Below are 24060 nucleotides of genomic sequence, written 5' to 3'. Positions count from 1 at the left end.
CGGTACTCGATGGCACGCGATCCGTACATGACGTGGTCTCAACCAATTCGGGCTTCCGGACGACCCCGGGCGGACCCCCGGCGCCTTGACGGAATTTGCCAACCCTTGGGCACCCCCGCACCGCCCATTGACCCGGCCATGACGACATGTGAGGGTTCCGGCACCCGAGCGCGGACGGCCCGCCGCGAACCGCCGGCCCCCCCCCCCGGCCCCCGCCACCCGAACAGCGCAAGGGCCCGTGTGGCATGCCTCACGACGCCGATTTTCACCTGACGTTCCGTCAAAACGACTGACGCTCCATCACATCCGAACCACGACCCATCAGTTAACAACTGACGAACAGTCAGATTCGGTCACCCATAGTCGAGTTGCATGCGCTACCCGCCAGTAGCGCCCCCGTCACCCACCGCACCCCCGGGCTACCATCGGTCGGTTGTCTACTCCAGCCCCGGAGTGGAACGGGGCGAGGACAAGGAGTCACGGGCTGCCATGACAGGTGAAGCGAACCATCCGGTCGAACCGAACCAGCCTGACCAGCAGGACGCCTCGGCCCGAGCCGTCTTCCCCGGCCGCCCGGCGCCGGCCGCGCGCACGCTCGTCGACGTCCTCGACGCCACCGTGCGCAGCCACCCGAACGAGCCCGCCCTCGACGACGGCCGCACGGTGCTCAGCTACCGCGCCCTGGCCGCCGAGGTCGAGCAACTGCGCCGCCGCCTGGCCGCCGCCGGGATCGGCCGCGGCGACCGGGTGGGCGTGCGCGTGCCGTCCGGCACCAACGACCTGTACGTGTCGATCCTGGCCGTGCTCGCGGCCGGCGCCGCCTACGTCCCGGTGGACGCCGAGGACCCGGACGAGCGCGCGCAGCTGGTGTTCGGCGAGGCCGCCGTCGCCGGCGTGCTGGGCGCCGAGCGGGTCCTCACGACAATCGCCGAACCGACGACCCCCGAACCGACGACCCCCGAACCGACAACCGTCAAAACGACGACCCCCGAACCGACGACCGCCGAGCGCGCGCCCGCGCCAGAGCACCGCGCGCCCGCGCCGGAGCACCGCACCACCCGCCCCACCCCGGCCGACGACGCCTGGATCATCTTCACGTCGGGCTCCACCGGCCGCCCCAAGGGCGTCGCCGTCACCCACCGCAACGCCGCCGCGTTCGTCGACGCCGAGGCCGCGCTCTTCCTGCAGGAGGAGCCGATCGGCCCGGGCGACCGCGTGATGGCGGGCCTGTCCGTCGCGTTCGACGCCTCCTGCGAGGAGATGTGGCTGGCCTGGCGGCACGGCGCGTGCCTGGTGCCGGTGCCGCGCTCGCAGGTGCGCAGCGGGGCCGACCTCGGCCCGTGGCTGGCGGACCAGGAGATCACCGTGGTCTCCACCGTGCCGACGCTGGCCGCGCTGTGGCCGGCCGAGGCGCTGAACGAGGTGCGGCTGCTGATCTTCGGCGGCGAGGCCTGCCCGCCCGAGCTGGTGCAGCGGCTGGTCACCGAGGGCCGCGAGGTGTGGAACACCTACGGCCCGACCGAGGCGACCGTGGTGGCCTGCGCCGCGCTGCTGACCGGCGACGGCCCGGTGCGGATCGGCCTGCCGCTGGACGGCTGGGACCTCGTCGTGGTCGACGAGGCCGGGCAGCCGGTCGCGCCCGGCGGCACCGGGCAGCTGGTGATCGGCGGCGCCGGTCTGGCTCGGTACCTGGACCCGGAGAAGGACGCCGAGAAGTACGCGCCGCTGCCCTCGATGGGCTGGGAGCGCGCCTACCGCAGCGGGGACCTGGTCCAGGCCGACCCGGCCGGGCTGCTGTTCCTCGGCCGCACCGACGAGCAGATCAAGCTCGGCGGGCGCCGGATCGAGCTCGGCGAGGTCGACGCGGCGCTCCAGGCGCTGCCGGGCGTCGCGGGCGCGGCCGCCGCCGTCCGCACCGCGCGCGGCGGCAACCAGCTGCTGGTCGGCTACCTGGTCCTCCACGGCGCCGACGACGCACCGGGGGACCCGAACACCCACGAGCCCTTCGACCGCGAGAAGGCCGTCGAGCGCCTGCGCGCCGAGCTGCCCGCCGCGCTCGTCCCGCTGCTCGCTCCGGTCGACACGCTGCCCACCCGGACGTCCGGGAAGGTCGACCGCAACGCCCTGCCCTGGCCGCTGCCCGACCTGGAGACCGGCGGCCCGACCGAGCAGCTGTACGGCACCGAGGCCTGGCTGGCCGAGCAGTGGTCCGAGATCCTCGGGGTCACGGTCGGCGGCCCGCGCGACGACTTCTTCGCGATCGGCGGCAGCAGCCTGGCCGCGGCCCGGCTCACGACGCTGTTGCGCACCCGCTACCCGAGCGCGGCCGTCCTCGACATCTACCAGAACCCGACGCTGCGCAAGCTGGCCCGGCACCTGGAGCGCTCCGCCGCCGACGGGGGCGAGGCCCGGACGATCAGCCCGGTGCCGACCAGGGCCAAGCTGTTGCAGCTGCTCCTGATGCTCCCGCTGTTCACCGTGGTGGGCCTGCGCTGGACGGTCGCCCTGCTGGCGGCCGGCAACCTCCTCACCCACCTCGGCGACTACCCGTGGGCGCCCACCGCCTCCTGGTGGGCGGTCGGCGCGGGCGCGCTCGTGCTGTACACCCCGGCGGGCCGGCTCGCGATCGCGGCGGGCGGCGCCCGGCTGCTGCTGCGGGGCCTGCGCCCGGGCAGCTACCCACGCGGCGGCAGCACCCACCTGCGGCTGTGGGCCGCCGAGCGGCTGGCCGAGACGAGCGGCGCGACGGAGCTGTCCGGGGCCTGGCTGGTGCACTACGCCCGCGCGCTGGGCGCCAAGGTCGCGGCCGAGGTGGACCTGCACTCGCAGCCGCCGGTCACCGGCATGCTCAAGCTGGGCCGGGGCTGCGCGGTCGAGGCCGAGGTGGACCTGTGCGGCTACTGGCTGGACGGGGACCGGCTGGAGGTCGGCCAGGTCAAGGTCGGCTCGGGCGCCGTGGTCGGCACCCGGTCGACGCTGCTTCCGGGCGCCAGGATCGGCAAGCGCGCCCAGGTGGTGCCGGGCTCCAGCGTCACCGGCCAGGTCCCGACCGGCCAGCTCTGGGGCGGCGCGCCCGCCGTCAAGCTGGGCCGCGCGGAACGCGCGTGGCCGAAGGAGCGCCCGCTCCGCCGGGCCCGCTGGTCCGCGATGTACGGCGTCAGCGGCACGGCGCTGAGCCTGCTGCCGGTGCTGCCGGCGGCCGCCGCCCTCGCGCTGCTCTCCCTGTTCGTCCGCCCCGGCGACGACCTCGGCGCGGCCGTGCGCGGCGCCCTGCTCGGCCTGGTGCCCGCGACCCTGGCGTACGGCGCGGTGTACGCGGCGCAGCTGGTGGCCGCCGTCCGGCTGCTGAGCGTCGGCCTGGTCCCGGGCGTGCACGCCCTGCACGGCCGGGTCGGCTGGCAGGCGTGGACGGTCACCCAGCTGATGGACCGCGCCCGCGAGGTGCTGTTCCCGCTGTACGCGGGCCTGGTCACGCCGCTGTGGCTGCGGGCGCTCGGGATGCGGGTCGGCCGGGGCGCCGAGGTGTCCACGGTGCTGGCGCTGCCGAGCCTGACGACGGTCGGCGACGGGGCCTTCCTCGCGGACGACACCCTGATGGCGCCGTACGAGCTCGGCGGCGGCTGGCTGCGCCTGGGCGAGGCGAAGGTCGGCGAGCGGGCGTTCCTCGGCAACTCGGGGATGACGGCGCCCGGGCGGGCGGTGCCCAAGCGGGGCCTGGTCGGGGTGCTGTCGGCGACGCCGGAGAAGGCCAAGAAGGGCGGCTCGTACCTGGGCATGCCGCCGATGCGGCTGCCGCGCTCGGCGGACGAGTCGGACCAGAGCCTCACGTACGAGCCGCCGGCCCGGCTGCTGTGGGCGCGCGGGCTGGTCGAGCTGGCCCGGGTGGTGCCGGTGCTGGCCTCGGGCGCGCTCGGCGTGCTGACCGTCGCGGCGCTGTCCCGGCTGGCCGGCTCGTCGGCGCTGCTGGCCGCGGCGCTGTCGGGCCCGGTCCTGCTGGCGGCCGGCGCCGTGGCCTGCGCGGTCGCGGTGGTGGCCAAGTGGGTGCTGGTCGGCCGGTTCCGGGCGGTCGAGCACCCGTTGTGGAGCGGCTTCGTGTGGCGCAACGAGCTCGCCGACACCTTCGTCGAGGTGCTGGCCGTGCCGTGGCTGGTCGGCGCGGTGCCGGGCACGCCGCTGCTCAACCTGTGGCTGCGCGCGCTCGGCGCGCGGGTCGGACGCGGCGTGTGGTGCGAGAGCTACTGGCTGCCGGAGGCGGACCTGGTCACCCTCGGGGACGGGGTGAGCATCAACCGGGGCTGTGTCGTGCAGACCCACCTCTTCCACGACCGGATCATGCGGATGGATACTGTGGTCCTCCGCGAGGGCGCCACCCTGGGCCCGGGCGGGATCGTGCTGCCCGGCAGCACGGTGGGCGAGCGCAGCACGCTGGGCCCGGCCTCGCTGGTGATGCGGGCCGAGTCCGTCCCCGCCGACACGCGGTGGCTGGGCAACCCCATCGAGGCGTGGCAGCCCACGTCATGACCACCAGTCCCGGCCCGCAGGAAGCGCACCACGACCCCGTGAAGCCCAAGCACGTCCCGGCGGCCGCCGGAGCACCTGACCCGTACTTCCCGAACAGCGGCGACCACCGCTTCCGGGTGCACCGCTACGAGCTGGCGCTGGACTACCGGCCCGGACCCAACCGGCTCGGCGGCTCGGCCCGGCTGAGCGCGGTCGCGAACGCGGCGCTCGCCGAGTTCGCGCTGGACCTGGCCGAGTTCCGGATCGGGCGGGTGCTCGTGGACGGCAAGGCCGCCCGCTACACCCACCGCGGCGGCAAGCTGCGGGTCCGTCCGGCGAAGGCGCTGACGGCGGGCGCGGCGTTCACGGTCGAGGTGCACTACAGCGGCAATCCCCGGCCGGTGCGCAGCCCGTGGGGCGGCCTGGGCTGGGAGGAGCTGACGGAGGGCGCGCTGGTGGCCAGCCAGCCGGTCGGCGCGCCCTCGTGGTTCCCGTGCAACGACCGGCCGGCGGACAAGGCGACCTACCAGATAGCGGTCACCACGCCGTCGCCGTTCACGGTGGTGGCGAGCGGGCGGCTGCTGACCCGCACCACCCGGGCGTCCAGCACGACCTGGGTGTACGAGCAGAGCGCGCCGACCTCGTCGTACCTGGTGACGGTCTCGATCGGCCACTACCTGCCGGTGCCGCTCACCGAGCGCCCGGCGGTGCCGCAGACGGGGTACGTGCCCGAGCGGCTGGCGGCCTCGTTCGCCCGGGACTTCGGCCGCCAGCCCGCGATGATGGCGTACTTCACCGAGGTGTTCGGCCCGTACCCGTTCGGCGAGTACGCGGTGGTCGTCGCGGACGAGGAGCTGGACGTCCCGGTGGAGGCGCAGGGCGTCGCCACGTTCGGCACCAACCACCTCGGCGGCGGCTGGGAGCGGGAGCGGCTGGTCGCGCACGAGCTCGCGCACCAGTGGTTCGGCAACAGCGTCACGATCGCCGACTGGCGGCACATCTGGCTGAACGAGGGCTTCGCCAAGTACGCGGAGTGGCTCTGGTCCGAGCACGCGGGCGGCCCGGCGGCCGCCACCCACGCCGCCGCCGCGCACTCCCTGCTGGCGGGGCTCCCGCAGGACCTGCGGCTCGCCGACCCGAGCCGGAAGCTCATGTTCGACGACCGGCTCTACCAGCGCGGCGGCCTCGCCGTGCACGCGCTGCGGTGCGCGCTCGGCGACGTCGCCTTCTTCGGGATGCTGAAGGACTGGGCGAGCATCCACCGGCACGGCGTCGTGGCCACCGCCGACCTGGTCGGGCACGCCTCCCGCTACACCGAGGCGTCGCTCACGGACCTCTTCGACGCGTGGCTGCACCGGCCCGAACTCCCGCCGCTGCCGGGCGGCCCGGACGTCCCCCGGTGGCGGCAGGGCCTCCAGCGCTGGTACGGCCGCTCCGCGGACGACCGTTAATCACCGGAGACGGGCGCCGGACTGAACTACTGTCCGATCATGAGTACTCCGGAAGAGCACATGACGGACCTGCCCGAGGGGCTGCTGCCCACCACCCGCCGCGCCCTGTTCCACCGCACCGCCGTGGCCCAGGCCGAGGGCCGCACGCCCTCCCTGGTGGCCGCGGTGGTGCGCGACGGCCGCCCGGTCTGGAGCGGGGCCCGCAGCATGGTGGACGGGCACGCGCCGACCCCCGACGTCCAGTACCGGATCGGCTCGCTCACCAAGACCATGGTCGCCGTGCTGGTGCTGCGGCTGCGTGACGAGGGCCTGCTCGACCTGGCCGACCCGCTCGCCCGCCACCTGCCCGGCACCCCTGCCGACGACGCCACGATCGCCCAGCTGCTCGCGCACTCCGCCGGACTCGCCGCCGAGACGCCGGGCCCCTGGTGGGAGCGGACCGACGGCGCCCTGCGGCCCGCCCTCGGCGACCTGCTCGAAGCGCAGGAGCCGCTCAAGCACCCGGCCGGGCGCCGCCACCACTACTCCAACCCCGGCTACGCCCTGCTCGGCGCCCTGGTGGAGAAGCTGCGCGGCGAGCCCTGGTACGAGGCGCTGCGGCGCGAGGTGCTGGCCCCGCTCGGCATGGACCGCACCACGCTCCTGCCCGAGCAGCCGCACGCCGGCGGCTTCGCCGTCCACCCGTGGGCCGACGTCATGCTCCCCGAGCCCCTCACCGACACCGGGCTGATGGCCCCGGCCGGCCAACTCTGGTCGACCGCCTCCGACTTGGCCCGCTGGGCCGCCTTCCTCGCCGCCGGCGACGGCTTGGTGCTCTCCGCCGACACGATCGCCGAGATGTGCCGCCCGGCCGTCGGAGCGGACAATCCGGACTGGACCTCCGCCTACGGCCTCGGCCTCCAACTCCTGCGCCACGAAGGCCGGGTGCTGTACGGGCACACGGGCTCGGTGCCGGGCTTCGTCGCCGGGCTCTGGGTCAGCGCGCAGGACGGCCTCGCGGCCCTCGCCCTCACCAACGCCACCAGCGGCGCCAACGCCCCTCTGCTGGCCGCCCAGTTGATCGCCATCACCGCCGAGCACGAGCCGCGGATCCCGGCTCCCTGGCGCCCGCTGCCCGAGGTGGACCAGGACCTCCTCGCACTCACCGGCCCCTGGTACTGGGGCGCCGCCCCGCACGTCCTGCGGCTCACCGCCGACCGCAGCCTCGAACTCGGCCCGCTCGCCGGCGGCCACCGCAACTCCCGCTTCCGCGCCGAGCCGGACGGCACCTGGACCGGGCTCGACAACTACTACGCCGGCGAGACCCTGCGCGCCGTCCGCGCCGCCGACGGCACCGTGAGCCACCTCGACCTCGGCTCCTTCGTGCTCACCCGCGAGCCGTACGGCCCCGCCGACGCCGTCCCCGGCGGCGTGGACCCGGAGGGCTGGCGGGCGTACTGACCCCGCCCGCGCACACCCGAACGAGGGCCCCGCCGGGCGTACCCGGCGGGGCCCTGTCGTGTCCACCCCCACCCGGCGAGCGCCGAACGACCCGCAGGTGCCCCGCAGATGACCACCGGGCGAGGGTGGTCCCATTCAACAGCTGCACATCTGCCCTCCGCCGAACGGCAACGTGAATTCCAGCCGACTCGGACAGACATACCGGTGACCGGTTCGCGCCCGTGCCCAGCGCGTGCGAACCGGGCCGGTGCCACGAGAACCGCGGCACCGCCGCCCGTGCTGCCCTGGAGGGTCCGCCATGACCACCGTCCCCACGTACGCTCCGACCGCAGTCGCCCCCACCCACGACGCCCCGGCGGTGCCCGCCCAGCGCCAGGACCCCACGCCCGCGCCCACCTACACCGTCTCCCTCGCCCGCGACGAGGACGACGTCCGCGCCGCCCAGCGGCTGCGCCACCAGGTCTTCGCCGGCGAGCTCGGCGCCGTCCTGCACAGCCCGGTCGCCGGCCTCGACGTCGACCCCTTCGACGAGTACTGCGACCACCTGCTGGTCCGCGAGGGCCAGGACGGCACCGTCGTCGGCACCTACCGGCTGCTGCGCCCCGAAGCCGCCCGCCGGGCCGGACGGCTCTACTCCGACGGCGAGTTCGACCTCTCGGCGCTCGCCCCGGTCCGCCCCGGCCTGGTCGAGGTCGGCCGCTCCTGCATCAGCGCCGAGCACCGCGGCAACGGCGCCGTCATCAACCTCATGTGGGGCGGCATCGCCCGCTACATGGTCGAGACCGGCAACACCTGGCTCGGCGGCTGCTGCTCCGTCCCGCTCGACGACCGGGGCGCCACCGCCGCGCGCGTCTGGGACGCCGTCAGCGCCAAGCACCTGGCCCCCGAGGAGTACCGCGTCACCCCGCACCGCCGCTGGGACGCCGCCGGCGTGCCCCGCGCCGAGCGCGGCGCCCTGCCCGCGCTGCTCCGCGGCTACCTGCGCCTCGGCGCCTGGGTCTGCGGCGAGCCCGCCCACGACCCGGACTTCGACTGCGCCGACCTCTACGTGCTGCTGTCCCTGGAGCGCACCGACCCGCGCTACCTGCGGCACTTCCTCGCCGGCGTGCCCGGCCTGCCGTCGGTAACGACGAAGTGAGCGAGCGGTGGGGGCACCCCCGGCCGAAGGCTGGGGGAATGCGAGCCATTGAGCGGTGCGTGTTGCGCGAAGCGCCCCGCGAGCGGAGAGAGGCGGGCGCATGAGCGTGTGGCTGCCGAGCGCGCCCTGCCGCCCGGACACGTGCCTCGTCGAGGCCTCGCCGGAGGTCCCGCACCTCCGGCGGGCGCTGCGGCTCGCGCTCTGCCTGGCGGCGGTGGTCACGGGCGTCGCCCTCACCGTGCCGGTCCGCTTCCTCCCGCACGAGCCGCGGGACCGGATGATCCGGCTCTGGGCCCGCGCGCTGCTGCGCTCGCTCGGGGTCACCGTCCGCCTCGACAAGCCCACCGGCGCGGTCGGCGGCGGGATGCTGGTGGTCGCCAACCACGTGTCGTGGCTGGACATCCCGCTGATCGCCGCCGGGCGGCCGGGCCGCTCACTGGCCAAGACCGAGGTCCGGCGCTGGCCGGTGCTCGGGCCGCTGGTCGCCTGGGGCGGCACGGTGTTCCTCGACCGGGACCGGCTGCGCACCCTGCCGGACACGGTCGGGGCGGTCGCCCGGGAGCTGCGCGCCGGCCACCCGGTGATCGTCTTCCCGGAGGGGTCGACGTGGTGCGGGCGGGAGAGCGGGCGGTTCCGTCCGGCGCTCTTCCAGGCCGCCGTGGACACCGGCGCGTTCGTCCAGCCGGTGACGATCCGCTACCGGCTGGCGGACGGACGGCCGACCAGCGCGCCGGCCTTCGTCGGCGAGGACGGACTGCTCACCTCGCTCGCCCGGGTGGTCGCGGTGCGCGGGCTCGTCGCCGAGGTGACGTTCCTGCCGCCGATCCCGGCCCCCGAGCCGCAGCCCACCCGCTGGGGCGCCCGGCGGGAACTGGCCCGGGCGACGCAGGCGGCGGTCGAGGGGATCCGCTGAGACCCGGGCCGGGGCGCCGGGACACGGGGGGGGCCCCCGGGGGCGCCGCCCGGGGGGGCCCGCCCCCCCCCCCCGCGCCGCCCCCCCCCCGGGGGGGCGCCGGGGGGGGGGGGGCGGGGGCCCCGCGGGGGGGGGGGGGGGGGACCCGATGACCCCCCCCCGGTCACCCCCACCCGGGGCCTGGACCCCGGGGCCGTCCGCCGGGCTGTGCTCCGCACCCGCGTGGGCGTCCTCACCCGTCGGCGGGCCGGCGACCGGGCGGGCCCGGCCGAGGAGCAGCGCGACCAGGACGGCGGCGACGGCGAGCGCGCCCGCGCCGCAGCGCAGCGCGAGGTGGACACCGTCGACGAAGGCTCCGTCCACGGCCGCCTGGACCGGAGCGGGCAGCGCACCCGCCGCCCCCGTGCCGCGCCCGGCGGGCGCGTCCGCGATCGGGCCGACGGCGCCGGCCGGCACGCCGAGCCGGTGCAGGGAGGCGGTGAGGGTGTCCGTCATCCGGTTGGTCAGGACGGCGCCGAGCACCGCGATCCCGAGGACGCCACCGAGCTCCCGCAGCGTGTTGATGGTCGCCGAGGCCATCCCGGTCTGCGCCGGGGACACCCGCTGCAGCACGGCGATCGACACCGGGGTGAACGTCATCCCCATGCCGAGGCCCATCGTGAACAGCGTCCACAGGTACTCGACGTAGTGGGCCCGTTCGCCGTGGAAGGACAGCCCGAAGAGGCCGACCGCGCACAGCGAGACCCCGAGCACCAGCGGCAGCCGGGGGCCGTACGCGCTGGTCAGGCGGCTGGAGAGCGGCGCCGCGAACACGATCATCGCGGTCATCGGCAGCCCCGCGTAGCCCGCGTCCGAGGGGGCCCAGCCGAGCACGCCCTGCATGAGCAGCGGCAGGAAGAACAGCGCGCCGAACATCCCGAAGCTGACCATGAACCCGCTGAGCAGCGCGGCGTTCAGGGCGCCGTCGCGGAACAGCCGCAGCTCCAGCATCGGCTGGGGCACCCGCAGTTCGAGCACCAGGAAGGCGGCGAGCAGCACGGCCGCGGCGGCGCCGCAGGCGAGCACGCGGGTGTCGGTCCAGCCGCGGGACGGCCCTTCGATCAGCGCGTAGACGAGCGCGCCGAGGCCGGCCGCGGACAGGGCGAGGCCACCGAGGTCGATCCGCCGGGGGCGCGCGGGGATGTCGGGGAGCACGCGGGCGGCGAGCACGAGCCCGGCCACGCCGATCGGCACGTTGATCCAGAACACGCTGGCCCAGCCGAGGTGTTCGACCATCGGCCCGCCGAGCACCGGGCCGACGGACAGGCCCAGTGCCGAGACCCCGGACCACGTGCCGATCGCCCTGGCCCGCTCGCGCTCCCCGGTGAAGACCGTCCGCAGGATGGCGAGGCTGCCCGGGGTGAGCAGCGCGGCGCCGACGCCCTGCAGCATCCGGGCGGCGACCAGCACCTCGATCGTCCCGGCGAGCGCGGCGGCGGCGGAGCCGGCCGTGAACAGCGCGAGGCCGAGGCGGAACACCCGGGTGCGGCCGTACCGGTCACCGAGCGCGCCGCCGGTGAGGACGAGCGCGGCGTAGACGAGGCTGTAGCCCTCCGCGACCCACTGCAGGCCGCTGATGCCGGCGTCCAGGTCCTGCCCGATCCGCGGCAGGGCGTTGTTGACGATGACGTTGTCCAGCATGGACATGAACATGGTGACGCAGAGCGTCACGAGCGCGAGCCGCTTGCGGCGCGCGCCCGGCCCTCCCGACTCCTTCATCGGACTCCCCTCCAGATTCACCGGACTCCCCTCCGGACTTCTCCGCCCCTAACGGTGTTAGGGGCCCCGGTGGCACGCCAAGAGTGCCCCTAACACCGTTAGATTGCAAGCGGGATATCGTGAGGTCGCCGGGAGGAGCGCCGCGGGCGCGCCGGAACGGCACCGGACCAGCACCGGAAGACCCGGTCCGACCACAGGAGGCGTCCACACACCCATGCCGGAGAACGAGGGCGCCACGCCGGCGCTGACCAGGGAAGCGCTGGCGCAGGCGGCACTGAAGGTCCTGGAACGGGACGGCCTCGCCGGGCTGTCGATGCGCAAGGTCGCCGCCGAGGTCGGCGTCAAGGCCGCCTCGCTGTACTGGCACGTGCGCAACAAGGAGGAGCTGATCGACCTCCTCAACGACGCGATCATGGCCAAGGCCGAACCGCCGCCGCGCGAGGGCGGCTGGCGCGAGCAGCTCCACGGGTACTGCCGGATCCACCGCCGGCTGCTGCTCGACAACCGCGACGCCGCCAAGGTCGTGGCGGGCCGGTTGGGCCTGGGCCCGCACATGCTCGCGATCCTGGAGGAGCAGCTCGACCGCCTCCGCGAGGCCGGCTTCTCCAACGCCGACGCCGCGATGGTCACCTACCTGCTCGGCACCTTCGTCCAGGGCTTCGTCCTCCAGGAGCAGGCGCCGGTCTCCGCCGCCGAGGCCACCGGCAGCAGCAGCCGCCGGGACGCCGTGGACGCGGCCGCCGACCGCTTCCGCTCCCTGCCCGCCGCCGAGTTCCCCACCCTGGTCGAACTCGCCGGCGACCTCACCGAACCCGACATGGACGCCCGCTTCGAGTTCTGCGTCGCACGCGTCCTCGACGGCCTCGCCACCCTGCTCCCCCCGGAGTCGAGGTAGCGACGCCGGACGCCCCCCTCGTGGCGCCATAGCCGCTACCCACCGGCCGTGGTTCGCGCGCGAGTTCAGGGCGGGCGCGCTCGACACCTACGATACGAGGCATGTTCGCCTACGCTCCGGCCGTCCTGTTCTTCGTGCTGTTCGGGATAGGGGTGCTCCGCGACCGGCGCCGGTTCAGCAATGCCGTGCTGCTCGGGATCGCCGTCTCCTTCCTCTCGCTCGCCCTGCTCGCCGAACTGCGGCACGCACCCACGCTGGTGGCCGAGTTGGCGGCGCTCGCCATCGTGCTGCTGCCGGCGCTCGGCACGGTGGCCCTGGTCTGGTTCCTGCTCGCCAACGGCGTGACCATGATCCGCAAGGAGGGCGTGCGGCCCGCCAACCTGCTGTCGCTGCTGGCCGGCCTGGGCATCGTCGGCGTCCTCGGCCTGCTGGTCCTCGCGGTCGCCACCGGCTCGCACCGGCTCGGCATCCTCGCGGTCACGTCCGTGCTGGTGGTCGGCTACGTCTCCTTCCTGTTCGTGTGCTTCGTCGGCTACGCCTTCCTCTACGGCCGCCACCGGCCGCGCCGGGACGTCGACTTCGTCGTCGTGCTGGGCTCCGGGCTGATCGGCGGCGAGCGGGTGCCGCCGCTGCTGGCCAGCCGGCTGAACCGGGGCCGCGAGGTCTACGAGGAGCAGGCCGCGCGGGGCAACCCGCCGGTGCTCATCACCTCGGGCGGCCAGGGACCGGACGAGAAGCTCCCGGAGTCCCACGCGATGGCCGACTACCTGCTCGAACGCGGCTTCCCCGCCGAGCACGTCGCCCGCGAGGACCGCTCCCGCACCACCGAGGAGAACCTGCTCTTCAGCAAGGCCATCATGGAGGGCGCCAAGCCCGACTACCGCTGCGTCGTCGTCACCAACAACTTCCACGCCTTCCGGGCCGCCCTCACCGCCCGGAGGACCGGCGTCAACGGCCACGTCTTCGGCTCCCCCACCGCCGCGTACTACTGGCCCAGCGCGACCATCCGGGAGTTCGCCGCCGTCTTCCTCTCCCACAAGCTCGTCAACTTCGGCATCTGCGGCCTCCTGGCCGTCTGCGGGATCCTCGCCGCGCTCTGACGCCGCACACCGATCGGGTCCCGGCCGCCTCGTGGCGACCGGGACCCGATGTCGTCCATCTCCCCGAAGGGTCCCGGAAAGGCTACGGCCGGCGGCACCAAACCGCCGTCGGACGGTCCTCGCGCAGCAGGTCGTCCTGGTGGTTGCCGCCGTGGTTGATCATGATCGTCCGGTACTTGTCCTGGTGGAACACCCAGTACCAGTGCTGACCGCCGCTCGGGTCGTCCCGGCCGGGAACGGCCAGGAAGGCGTCCACCCGCGTGACGCCCTCCAGCGAGCGCCAGAGGCCGAGCTGCCGGTCGTCCCGCTGGAGCCGGTCCGGGTACGCCCGGCCGGAGCGGCCGACGGAGATCAGCCGGTAGCGCTGGCCCACCGGGGTGTTGTGGAACACCCAGTACCAGTGCGAGCCGTCGCCGGCGGGCCGCATGTCGGGGACGGGCAGGAAGGCGTCCACGTGCGTGACGGGAGTCGTCCCGCCGAACGAGCTCCACCGGCTCACCGGCTGGTCCTCGGCCACCACCCGGCTCGCGTACGGCTCGGAGGCGTCGATCGAGATGTAACGGTAGACCTGGTTGCCGCCCACCGTGTGGAAGACCCAGTAGTCGCACTTGCCGTCGACGCGCTGCTGGTCGAACACCGGCAGGATGGTGTCGATCCGGGTGACGCCCCTCAGTGCGGGCCAGGACGAGTACGGTCCGACGTTCCTGACCACGACCCCGGTGCGGTCGTCGACCGTGCCGGTGGTGAGCTGGCGGACCTCGGTGCCGCCGGCGCCGATCAGGCGGATCGTGCCCTGCTGGAACGTCCAGTAGCGGCCGTCCACGTCGGGCAGCGGCAGGACGCAGTCCATCGGCAGGTTCTGCGCCACGACCGGCTGCCTGCCGTCGTCGACGAGCTCGCCGTTGAGACGCCCCTGGGCGAGCCGGCGCAGCGTGGTGATGGAGGGCGTGAAGCAGTAGAGCGCGCCGCGGGTCTGGACGAACGGGCGGAAGTCCAGCCCGGTGGTGGCCCGTTCGCCCGCCGGGGACCTGCCCTCCCAGCTGACCCGGCCGTCGTTCACGGTGGCGAGCTGGCCGCTGACCAGCGGGTCCGGGCCGGGCTTGGCCTCGCGGCCGGGCGGGAAGTCCGGGTCGTTGATCCAGTTGGCCTGGATGAACTCGAACTGGCCCACCAGGTCGGACTGGTAGCAGACGAAGAGCAGGCCGCGCTGGGCGTCGGGGCCGAACTCGGGGATGTCGCTGGTCGGGTCGAAGGGCTTCCCGTAGGGGGCGCCGCGCCTCATGATCCGGCGGGCGTCGATGAAGGCCTCGTCGACCGGGACGCCGTCGACGAGCCCGGCGCGGGGATTGGTCTTGCGCAGGTGGGAGAAGAGCGGGGTGATCAGGCCGTCCGGGTCCTCCGGGTCGCCGAGGTACGTGAAGTCGTTGTCCGCTCCGGCGGCCGGGTCGCCGGGCTGCTGGTCGGGGTACTTGCACACCGGCGCCCCGTTGCGCCAGCGGCCCACCAGCCGGGCGGCGAACCAGTCCCGCTTCGTGTCCTCCGGCACCGCCTTGAGGTCCTTCAGCCGCCGCAGTTGGGCGTCGACCTGTGCCCACCAGCCGGCGACGTCCTGCTCCAGGCGGCGCACCACCTGGAAGGAGCCGTTGTGCATCCAGGCGGGGACGGTCTTGGCGGCGGCTGTCTCCGGGGCGTGCGTCGCGGCGAGCTTCTTCCCGATGACGAACTCGCCGGCCGGGATGATCCGGGTGCCGGGGTGCTTCTTCGAGTAGAAGACCGTCTCGGCCCCCTCGCCCGTGAACCGGTTGGGGTCGGGCTCGTCGAAGCCCTCGACCTCCGGCTCGCTGACGCCGTCCTTGAAGCCGAAGTGCTCCTTGCCCTTCTTGTCGCCCGCGAGGTGCTTGCCCTCCTGCTCGTAGACGACGACCGCGCCGGCCTGGCCGGCGGCCTGCTTCTGCTCCTTCACGGCGCTGTCGAGGCCCGCCGGGGTGTCGGAGGCGATGGTGAGCACCGCGTGGACGACCGGCTTGGTGGCGCAGCCGAACAGCCAGCGCTTCGGGTCGTTGTCGTCGGTGTCGCCGAGCGCGATCGACCGCGACGGGTCGGCCGGGCCCTGGATGAACGCCTCCAGCGTGTCGCCGGTCCTGGCCTCCGCCTTCAGGAGCTCCGGCTGCCCGGTGACGAACTGCAGGCCCTGGTAGGTGAAGCTGAGGCCCAGCCAGGTGGCCTTGAGCGCCGCCGGGTCACTGCCGCCGGAGGACTGACGGGCTTCGCTGAAGGTCTCGTTGAACCGGGCGACCTCCTGGGTGGTGGCGATCCTGGGGGTGATCTTCTCCAGCCAGCTCCGCGCCGCCGAGGCGTCGCTGAACTGGAGGAGCAGCAGGGTCATGTGGTCTTTCTTGAATCCGGCGAGGATGTCGCCCTGGATCTCGGTGTCTTGACGCAGACTCAGGTCTGGCACGGGGTGGCTCCGTTCGTCGGCTCCGTCGGCTCCGTCGGCTCCGTCGGAGTGGCGGGAGTGGTCGGCGTGGTGTCGGCTCGGCGTGGGCGTGTGTCTATAGGGCTGCCGGTGGGACTAGGGGTTCGGCGCCAGCTGGATCCACTTCGCCACGCTGGGCACGCCGGCGTCGTTGAGGAGGAAGATCATGTACCAGCCGGGCGGGGCGTCCGCGGCCGAGGCCGGGCTCTGGAAGACGAGTTGGCCGCCCGCGCGGCTCACCAGCTTGAGCTCCAGACGGCGCTGGCTGGTGTCCACCGAGTGCGTGGAGGTGATGGGCGCGAGCAGGACGGCGCGGGCGGCCTGGGTCGGCGAGTTGGTGTTGATCCGGAACGTGGTGCCGTAGCCCACGGGGTCGGTCGGGGCGGTCCGGATGTCCGGGCGGCCGCCGGGCTGGTGCAGGTACGGCGGCTCGTAGATCTCGATGGTGCCGTTGTTGCCGGCCTTGATGTCCGGGTTGTTGGCGATCTGCTGGAGCTCGTCGCCGGTGACCATGATCCGGCCGTCGGGCAGGACCACCGCGTTGGAGTGGTAGCCGCGCGGCAGCCGCTGCTTGGGGCCGAGGGCCCAGTTGCCGTCGGCGTCCCGGAGTTCGACCTGGCGGAAGCGGTCGTCGGGGACGTTCGGGTTGTAGTCGCCGAGGCCGTAGTCGCGGATGCCGACGGCCCCGTTGACGGTGAACAGGTTGCCGTTGGGAAAGATGAGCGTGTCGTCCTGGGCGCGGCCGAGGTTCCTCGGCTTCTCCTTGGTCCACTGGCCGCCCGAGAACTTGAAGGTGTTCGGGTCCTTGTGGTCGCCGCCGAGGACGAGCACCGAGTCCGGGCCGCTGGTGCCGTTGGGCAGGGCGACCGCCGAGCCGTACAGGCGGGTGAAGCCGTCGGGGCGGTTGGGCAGCGTGCCGCGGGTCTCGTTCACCGGGTCGAAGACGAACTGCTGGTCGGCGCTGCGGCCGAAGCCGTAGATCTTCCCGTCCCTGAGCGAGAACAGGTGCGGGTAGTCCATCCGGTAGGGCGCGTCCGCCTTCCACTGGTCCAGCGGGAGGTTCTCGGGCACGCTCGACTTGCCGTAGGAGACGTCGACGCCCTTGGCCGGGAAGCGTTCGACGATGGGGGTCGGGGTGCCGTAGCCGAGTTCGGACTGGCCGGACATGATGGTCTGCCGGCCGTCGGCCCCCGTGACCACGGACGGGTACCAGCGGCCGACCGCCATGTCCCGTTCCTGGTGCCAGGTCTCGGTCCACGGGTCGAAGACCAGGGCGAGCTTGGCACCGGTGCCGCCGTTGCCGCCGAGGTTGCCGCCGAAGACGCCGACCATGCCGTTGGGCAGGTAGGAGTGACCGGCGCAGAAGAACGGCGCGGGGCGCGGCTCGTCCAGGCCGTCCGGCATGTTGACGTCCGGCGGCGGGACGGCCTTGAACGTGCCCGGGTCGGTGTCGTTCACGGGCGGCGTCCACAGGTAGGCACGCCCGGCGTTCTGCTTGCCGATGACGTCGGTGGGCGCGGTCTCCTTCTGGGGGTTCTCCTCGACGGCCTCGAAGGAGAAGATCAGCACCTTGCCGGTGGGCAGCAGGGCGATGTGGTCCCCGTACTCGGGCGAGGGGATGTACTGCTTGAACCGGCCGAACTGCGCGGGGTCGTACTTCGCGTTGTCCTGCGCCTGGGTGGCGGTGAGCATGTTGAAGCGGTTGGTGCGGGTGGTCTGCGGGTAGCCGGTCTGAACGGCCCGCAGGCCGATCCGGTCCCGCGCCATCCCCTCGGCGGCCGGGCGTCCGAAGGCGGCCACCTCGTCCGCCCGGACCTCGGCCCGCACCTGCTCGTCGGTGATGCGCGGCGCGCCGGTCCCGGCGAAGGGGTCGGTCACCGCGGCGGCGACCGGTGCGGGCGAGGTCAGGATCGTGGTGGTCGACAGGACGACGGTGACGGCACTGGCCGCCAGCACCGCCCGGAGCCTTCTGCGCGAAGCTCCGGGTGACGTGGCGGGCAGGGTGCTGGGGGGTGTTCTGCGTGGCATGGGGTTCCTCGCGACATGTCGGTCAGGGCTGCTCGGCAGCCGCACGGATGACAGCGATTCGCGGCCAGTAGACCACGCTAGGTAGTCGTTCGTGAGCAGACACCCCAGTCGCCCCATGATCGGCTGTCGACACACCGTCACCGTGCGTGGTTCCTGGCGGGGCATCACCATCGTGCTGAAATGGCCGCGCACCCCACCCCCGGACCTCAGGAGCGCCTCGTGCCCAGGAAGACCAGGATCGCCGTCACCCTCGGGCGGGGAGACGCCGCCCCCCCCCCCCCGCGCGGCAGCGCGGCGGCGACGACGAGCATCCTCGCCCCGCAGTCGGTGACCGGCCCCACCCTCCGCGGCGGCGCCGACGGAAAACCGCACGAGTTGCTCTGCCCGCCCGACGAGAGCGTCTACGGCGGCGGGTTCAGCATCACTCCCGGCGAGAACCGCAGACTCGACCGCCAGCCGACCGACGTCCTGGAGAACCGCCCGAACGACGACGCCACCGGCTGGATCGTCGCCGTCCGCAAGGACGACTGCCCGCCGGAGGGTCAGAAGGGCGAGCCCCGGCCCGCCGACCTCACCATCCGCATCGTGTGCACCGACGGCGAGAACAACACCAGCCTCGGCGGCTGACGCGCCCGGCCGGCCGGAGGGCCCGCGGCATGTCGGCCGCCCACGGACCGGATCGGGCGGCCCCAACTCCTCGATCCGGTCCCGTCCCCGGCGCCGGCTCCGTCCCCGGCGCCCTTCCCGGCCCTTCGGCTCAGTCCGTCGAGCGCGGGCCCAGGATCGCGCACGTGGTGGTGGCGTGTGCGTACAGCTTGCCGGTCTCGGCACCGACCACCCTGGCCTCGGCGGTGGCGATCGTCCGGCCGAGGTGCACCACCTCGCCCTCGCAGCGCAGCAGGCCGGTGTCGGCGAACACCGGGCGCACCATGTGGACGTTCAACTGGGTGGTCGTGTAACCGAGTCCGGCGGGCAGGCGGCTCAGGACGGCGCAGCCGAGGGCCGAGTCGAGCAGGGTGGCGAGGAAGCCCCCGTGGACGGTGTTCATCGGGTTGTACAGGTGGTCACCGGGCTCGCCCTCGAACACCGCGAACCCCGGCTTGGCCGCGGTGAGGTGGAAGCCCAGCGTGCTGCAGATGGAGGGCTGGATCCGCCCGGCGATGATCTCCTGGAGGATCTCCTCACCGGTCAGGTGCGCGTAGTCGGTCAGTGGCGGACCGGCCGTCCACGTGTGGGTGCGGGTCCGCAGTTCCCCGGTGACCAGCGGATTCGGCTCGTCGGTAGCAACCTCTTGATTCGTCATGGGATCAACCTGCCTTGTTCCCGCCCTTCCCTCAAGTGTCGCCCGGCACCGGGAAGTCGGCGCCGAGACGGTCGGCTTCGGGGTGGTGGTGCACGCCATGCCGGGCCGCTGGACGGCGGTCGCGCGCCACATGGCCACGGTGCGCGGGAGCCGACACGCTGCACGGCATCCACGTCGACTCCTCCCCCACCCAGGAGCCTCCGATGTCCGTCCTCGCCGCGCTCGCCCGTACCTCCGCCGCCGCCGTGCTGACCGCCGGCACGCTCACCGGGACACTGGCCGCCGGGGCCGCTACTGCCTCCCCCACCGCCGCAGCCGCCGCGACCGTCTCCCCCGCCGACTCCCCGGCCGATTCCGCGGCCGGCACGTTCCAGCAGGTCACCGGTTTCGGCAGCAACCCCGGCAACCTCGCGATGTACGCCTACACCCCCGCCGGACTGCCCGCCGGCGCGCCGCTGGTGGTCGCGCTGCACGGCTGCCTCCAGACCGCCTCCGACTACTACCAGCACTCCGGCTGGACCAAGTTCGCCGACCTGTACGGCTTCGCCGTGGTGCTCCCCCAGACGAACGGCGCCAACAACAGCCTGTCGTGCTTCAGCTGGTTCGACGCGGCCAAGGACGCGCGGGGCACCGGAGAGGCCGCTTCGGTGGCCCAGATGGTCGCCAAGGCCGAGGCGCTGTACGGCTCGGACGGCCACCGGGTGTACGTCACCGGGCTCTCGGCCGGCGGCGGCCTGGCGGCCGACCTGCTGGCCGACTACCCGGACGTGTTCGCCGGCGGTGCGATCGACTCCGGCCTGCCCGCGCACTGCGCCACCACCCAGGGCGCCGCCTCCGCCTGCCAGAACAGCGACCAGGGCCTCACCCCCGCCCAGTGGGGCGACAAGGTCCGGTCCGCGGACCCGGGGTACACCGGGCCGTGGCCGCGGGTCGCGGTCTGGCAGGGCACCTCGGACACCGTCGTCCGGCCGGTGAACGCCACCGAACTGCGCGACCAGTGGACCGACGTCTGGGGCCTCCCCCAGCGCCCGACGTCGAGCCGCGCCCTGCCGGGCGGCACCACCGAGGAGCTGTACGCCGACCCGAGCGGCCGGCCCGCCGTGGCGGTGTACTCCGTCGCCGGGATGGGCCACGGCCTCGCCGTCGACCCGGGCTCCGGCGCCGATCAGTGCGGCGCGACCGGCAGTTACTTCCTCGGCACCATCTGCTCCTCCTACTACACCGCGCAGTTCTGGGGCCTGTCCGGTGGTGGCGGGCCCACCACCCCCGGTCTGCCGGCCCCGACCGGGCTGACCGCGTCCGCCGCCGGGCCGGACTCGATCGGCCTCTCCTGGCAGGCCGTCAGCGGCGCGGTGTCCTACCAGGTGCTCCGCGACGGCTCGCCGGCCGGCACCGCGACCGGCACCTCCTTCACCGACACCGGGCTGGCCCCCGGCACCTCGTACACCTACACCGTGGCGGCGGTGGACGCCTCGGGGACCCTGGGCGCCAGGTCGGCGGCGGTGACGGCGAGTACCAGCGGCAGCGCACCGCAGTGCTTCACCGACAGCAACTACGCCCAGGTGCAGGCCGGCCGGGCCACCCAGAGCGGCGGCCTCACCTACGCGCTCGGCTCGGGGCAGGACATGGGCCTCTGGAACACCTTCGTCACACACACCCTGCGGCAGACCGGACCCGGCTACTACGTCCTCGCGGACGGTCAGTGCTGAACGGCGCATCCGCCGCGCCTCCTCTCACGATCGCAGTCCCTCGAACAGGTCGGTCTCCGGCGGTTCGGCCACGGCCGGGACGCAGGACCGGGCGAGGTGGTAGTCCTCCGTCGGCCAGACCTCGCGCTCGATGTCCCGGGGGTGGGCCATGAAGGCCACCCCGGGCTCGACCTGGGTGGCGTGCGCGAGCATCGCGGCGTCCCTGACCACGAACTGCTCGGCGCACGCTATCCGCGTGGTGGTCGCGAGGGCGGGCGGGATGTCCGGCCAGCCGGCGAGCAACTCGCCCATGGCCGACGGGACGCCCCGTTCCGTCATCGCGTCGTGCATGGTCTGGAACCAGGCCCGGGAGAGCGCCAGGTGGTAGTAGAGCTTCGCCGCCTGCCACGGCTCCCCCGCCGCCGGATAGCGGTCCGGATCGGCGGCGGCCTCGAAGGCCTCGACCGAAACCCGGTGCGTCATCACGTGGTCCGGGTGCGGGTACCCGCCGGTCTCGTCGTACGTGATGACGACGTGCGGACGGAACTCCCGGATCAGGGCGACCAGCGGGGCCGCGGCCACCTCCAACTCCTGGGCCGCGAAGCAGTCCTCGGGCAGGTCCTCCCCGGGCCCGGGCATCCCGGAGTCGGTGAAGCCGAGGAACTGCTGGCGCACGCCCAGGATCTCGCGGGCGGCGGCCATCTCCTGGCGTCGGATCCGCGGGAGGTCGGCCCGCACCTCCGGGCGGTCCAGCGCCGGGTTGAGGACGGAGCCGCGTTCGCCGCCGGTGCAGGTGGCCACCAGGACGTCGACGCCCTCGGCCGCGTACCGGGCGAGCGTGGCCGCGCCCTTGCTGGACTCGTCGTCGGGGTGCGCGTGAACGGTGAGCAGGCGGAGTCCGCCGGGGTGCTTGGTGAACATGAGTACTCCTTGGAAGTTGATCATTGAGGTGAGCGAACGGGACCGCTGCGCGGTTCCCGGATGAGACGGCTCCCCTGTCGCGCCGTCAGACCTGCTTGCGGGTGCCCGGGTAGGAGCAGGGCGGGGGCTATCGAGAGGGCGGAGAGGGCCAGCACCCACCAGAAGGTGTCGCCGAAGGCCGCGGCCGGGTGGCCCGGGTGCCCGCTCCGGGCCTGCTGCAGGACCAGCGTCAGCACCGCGGTGCCGAGGGCGCCGCCGAGCCGGTTGAGCACGTTGACCGCGCTCGCGGCGGCCGGCACCTGGGCCTTCTCCACGCTGGAGTAGACCGCCGCCATCCCCGGTATGAGGATGATCCCCATGCCGACGCCACGCAGCGTCAGGGAGGCCGCCAGCAGCCAGTCCGCCGGACCGCCGCCCGCACCGAGCCGGGTGAAGGCGAGTGTGCCGAGCAGCGAGCAGGCGATGCCGAGCAGGATCAGCGGACGCGGTGCGAGCCGGTCCGCGATCCGCCCCGCCAGTAGCGAGGTGACCGCCGTGCCGAGGGCCTGCGGCGCCAGGAGCAGCCCGGCCTCCACCGCACCGGCGTGCTCCACCTGCTGGTAGTAGAGCGGCACCAGGAACATCGAGCTGTAGAGCGCCGCGCCCTGGAGGAAGGAGTTCGCCGTCGCGACCGCGAAGCCGCGCCGCGCGAAGAGCCGCAGGTCGATCAGCGGCGCCCGGCCCCCGCCGGCGGACGGGCGCAGCGCGTGCCACCCGTACGCGAGGAGGAGCAGGGCCCCCGCCGCGGCCGCCGCCGGGCCGGCCCAGCCGCCGTCAGCGATCACCGACAGCCCGTAGACCAGGCCCGTCAGGCCCGGGGAGAGCAGTGCCAGGCCGAGGCCGTCCAGCCGGGGACGGGCCTGCGCGGGACCGCCCTCCGACGGGAGCCAGCGGAGCGCCAGCAGCACGGTGACCAGCCCGACCGGGACGTTCAGCAGGAACATCCAGCGCCAGCTCAGGTGATCCAGCAGCACACCGCCGAGGATCGGACCGAGGACCGGCGCGAGACTGATCGGGAGCAGCAGCGTGCCCATGACCCGCCCGATCCTGGACGGACCGGCCGCCTGCACCATGAGCGTCTGCCCGAGTGGCTGGATCATCCCCCCGCCGACCCCTTGGAGGATCCGGAAGCCGATCAGGCTGCCCGTCGACCACGACAGCCCGCACAGCGCGGAGCCGAGGACGAACAGCACCACCGCCGCGAGCCACGCGCGCCGGGCGCCGAACCGCCCGGCGGCCCAGCCGGACAGCGGCGTGACCAGGGCTATCGCCAGCAGGTACCCGGTGGACACCCACTGGACCGCCGCCATCGAGCCGTGCAGGTCGCGGGCGACGGAGTCGATGCCCACGTTGACGATCGTGGTGTCCAGCAGTGCGAGCACCGGACCGAGCGCCAGCACCGCACCCATCTTCATCAGGCCCGGCGGCAGCGGCTCCCGCCCGGCGCGGACCGGCGCCCGCCCGGCCGTCCCCTCCGCCGGTTCCCTCTTCACCGTGGTGACCTTCGCGGTCATGGCCCCTCCCCGAGGTTCGACGTCGTGTCCACGCCCGTGCGGCCGAGGACTCCTCCGACGGCCTGTCCGGCCGCCGAGGAAGAACTTAGGTCGAACCCAGTGATTGGGTCAAGCATAATTTCTGTGCTCGACCCAGCGAACTGCGCTAGGCTCCCGCCATGACCGATAGCACCCCGAACCTGCGCGAGCTCAACAAGCGCCGAACCCGCGAGGCGATCTCGCACGCCGCGACCAGGCTCTTCATCGACCGGGGCTTCGAGCGGACCACCATCGCCGAGGTCGCGACGGCCGCCGGCGTCGCCAAGATGACCGTCACCAACCACTTCCCGCGCAAGGAGGACCTCTTCCTCGACCTGCACGAGGAGATGGTCGCCAGGTACGCCCGAGCGGTCGCCGACCGCGCCCCCGGCGAGTCCGCCCTCGCCGCGCTGCGCCGCGCCTGCCTGGCCGAGATCGACCGGTGCGACGCCGCGCTCGGCTTCTCCGGCGAGGCGTTCGCCCGCACCATCACCGAGAGCCCCGCGCTGACCGCCCGGCTGCGCGAGCTGCACGAGCAGGGCGAGACGGCGCTCGCCACCGCCCTGGCCGATGCCGCCCACGTGCCGGCCGGCGACTTCGAGAGCCGGGTCGCCGCCGGCCTGCTGGCGGCCGTCCCCCGGGCCGTCTCCGCCGAGGTGTTCCGCCGCACCCTGGCCGGGGAGGGCCACGAGGCCATCGCGGCGGCCGTCCGCCCGTCCGCCGCCCGCGCCTTCGACCGCCTGAAGGGCGCGCTCGGCGACTTCGCCGTCCGGGCCGACGAAGCCGGGGCGACCGACGAAGCCAAGGAAACCGAGGTGGTCAAGGCAATCGAGGAATGATCACGAACCGGGCGGGGCACGACCACCCGCCGGACCGCC

General features: G+C 73.9%; 15 protein-coding genes and 1 pseudogene. 10 read left to right on the top strand and 6 right to left on the bottom strand.

Going from position 1 to position 24060, the window contains the following annotated elements:
- Positions 1–489 precede the first annotated feature (489 nt).
- The 5 genes from ACFV4G_RS04650 to ACFV4G_RS04630 all read left to right on the top strand — a co-directional run bounded on the left by ACFV4G_RS04650 (position 490) and on the right by ACFV4G_RS04630 (position 9442).
- A complete protein-coding gene (locus ACFV4G_RS04650; RefSeq protein WP_380436418.1) occupies positions 490–4521 on the top strand; it encodes a Pls/PosA family non-ribosomal peptide synthetase in 4032 nt (1343 codons plus the stop codon).
- Positions 4518–5951 carry a M1 family metallopeptidase gene (locus tag ACFV4G_RS04645; RefSeq protein WP_380436416.1) on the top strand — a complete coding sequence of 478 codons (1434 nt, stop codon included), beginning with the start codon at positions 4518–4520 and terminating at the stop codon, positions 5949–5951. Before ACFV4G_RS04650 ends, ACFV4G_RS04645 begins: the two co-directional genes overlap by 4 nt.
- Before the next feature lie 39 nt (positions 5952–5990).
- On the top strand, positions 5991–7391 hold the full coding sequence (locus ACFV4G_RS04640) for a serine hydrolase domain-containing protein (RefSeq protein WP_380436414.1): 1401 nt from the start codon (positions 5991–5993) through the stop codon (positions 7389–7391).
- 298 nt (positions 7392–7689) lie between these two features.
- Entirely contained in the window at positions 7690–8529 is an 840-nt protein-coding gene (locus ACFV4G_RS04635) for a GNAT family N-acetyltransferase (RefSeq protein ID WP_380436412.1), read from the top strand.
- Between the two features lie 100 nt (positions 8530–8629).
- On the top strand, positions 8630–9442 hold the full coding sequence (locus ACFV4G_RS04630) for a lysophospholipid acyltransferase family protein (RefSeq protein WP_380436410.1): 813 nt from the start codon (positions 8630–8632) through the stop codon (positions 9440–9442).
- A gap of 498 nt (positions 9443–9940) precedes the next feature.
- On the opposite strand, the pseudogene ACFV4G_RS04625 reads toward ACFV4G_RS04630, so the two are convergent.
- A pseudogene (locus ACFV4G_RS04625) lies at positions 9941–11200 on the bottom strand (MFS transporter); the annotation flags it as partial.
- 214 nt (positions 11201–11414) lie between these two features.
- Between ACFV4G_RS04625 and ACFV4G_RS04620 the strand changes: the two are divergent.
- On the top strand, positions 11415–12095 hold the full coding sequence (locus ACFV4G_RS04620) for a TetR/AcrR family transcriptional regulator (protein ID WP_380436408.1): 681 nt from the start codon (positions 11415–11417) through the stop codon (positions 12093–12095).
- Between the two features lie 101 nt (positions 12096–12196).
- Positions 12197–13195 (top strand): YdcF family protein, encoded by a 999-nt coding sequence (locus ACFV4G_RS04615; RefSeq protein WP_380436406.1) that lies wholly within the window; start codon positions 12197–12199, stop codon positions 13193–13195.
- Between the two features lie 82 nt (positions 13196–13277).
- Here the strand turns inward: ACFV4G_RS04615 and ACFV4G_RS04610 are convergent, their stop codons facing one another.
- Together ACFV4G_RS04610 and ACFV4G_RS04605 are read right to left on the bottom strand one after the other, a co-directional pair.
- Positions 13278–15653, bottom strand: coding sequence for a Dyp-type peroxidase (locus ACFV4G_RS04610; protein ID WP_380436404.1), 2376 nt, complete (start codon positions 15651–15653; stop codon positions 13278–13280).
- Between the two features lie 114 nt (positions 15654–15767).
- Positions 15768–17627 (bottom strand): galactose oxidase-like domain-containing protein, encoded by a 1860-nt coding sequence (locus ACFV4G_RS04605; protein WP_380436402.1) that lies wholly within the window; start codon positions 17625–17627, stop codon positions 15768–15770.
- A gap of 291 nt (positions 17628–17918) precedes the next feature.
- Here ACFV4G_RS04605 and ACFV4G_RS04600 point away from each other — a divergent pair, with 291 nt between their 5' ends.
- Positions 17919–18326, top strand: a complete 408-nt coding sequence (locus tag ACFV4G_RS04600) for a hypothetical protein (protein WP_380436400.1) — start codon at positions 17919–17921, stop codon at positions 18324–18326.
- Positions 18327–18456: 130 nt separating this feature from the next.
- Here the strand turns inward: ACFV4G_RS04600 and ACFV4G_RS04595 are convergent, their stop codons facing one another.
- Positions 18457–19002, bottom strand: a complete 546-nt coding sequence (locus ACFV4G_RS04595) for a PaaI family thioesterase (RefSeq protein ID WP_380436398.1) — start codon at positions 19000–19002, stop codon at positions 18457–18459.
- A gap of 203 nt (positions 19003–19205) precedes the next feature.
- Here ACFV4G_RS04595 and ACFV4G_RS04590 point away from each other — a divergent pair, with 203 nt between their 5' ends.
- Positions 19206–20711: a PHB depolymerase family esterase gene (locus ACFV4G_RS04590; RefSeq protein ID WP_380436396.1), complete on the top strand. Its 1506-nt coding sequence runs from the start codon at positions 19206–19208 to the stop codon at positions 20709–20711.
- A gap of 24 nt (positions 20712–20735) precedes the next feature.
- Here ACFV4G_RS04590 and mca read toward each other — a convergent pair whose 3' ends face one another.
- Together mca and ACFV4G_RS04580 are read right to left on the bottom strand one after the other, a co-directional pair.
- The gene (gene mca / locus ACFV4G_RS04585; RefSeq protein WP_380436394.1) at positions 20736–21611 is read right to left on the bottom strand and encodes a mycothiol conjugate amidase Mca; all 876 of its coding nucleotides are present in this window, start codon (positions 21609–21611) and stop codon (positions 20736–20738) included.
- 20 nt (positions 21612–21631) lie between these two features.
- A complete protein-coding gene (locus tag ACFV4G_RS04580) occupies positions 21632–23164 on the bottom strand; it encodes an MDR family MFS transporter (protein ID WP_380436392.1) in 1533 nt (510 codons plus the stop codon).
- A 158-nt stretch (positions 23165–23322) separates the two neighbouring features.
- Here ACFV4G_RS04580 and ACFV4G_RS04575 point away from each other — a divergent pair, with 158 nt between their 5' ends.
- The gene (locus ACFV4G_RS04575) at positions 23323–24021 is read left to right on the top strand and encodes a TetR/AcrR family transcriptional regulator (protein ID WP_380436390.1); all 699 of its coding nucleotides are present in this window, start codon (positions 23323–23325) and stop codon (positions 24019–24021) included.
- Positions 24022–24060 lie beyond the last annotated feature (39 nt).

Source organism: Kitasatospora sp. NPDC059747, from assembly GCF_042732955.1.
Lineage (GTDB): Bacteria > Actinomycetota > Actinomycetes > Streptomycetales > Streptomycetaceae > Kitasatospora.
The sequence above is the reverse complement of the archived record's forward strand: the minus strand, read 5'-3'. Positions and strand labels throughout refer to the sequence as shown.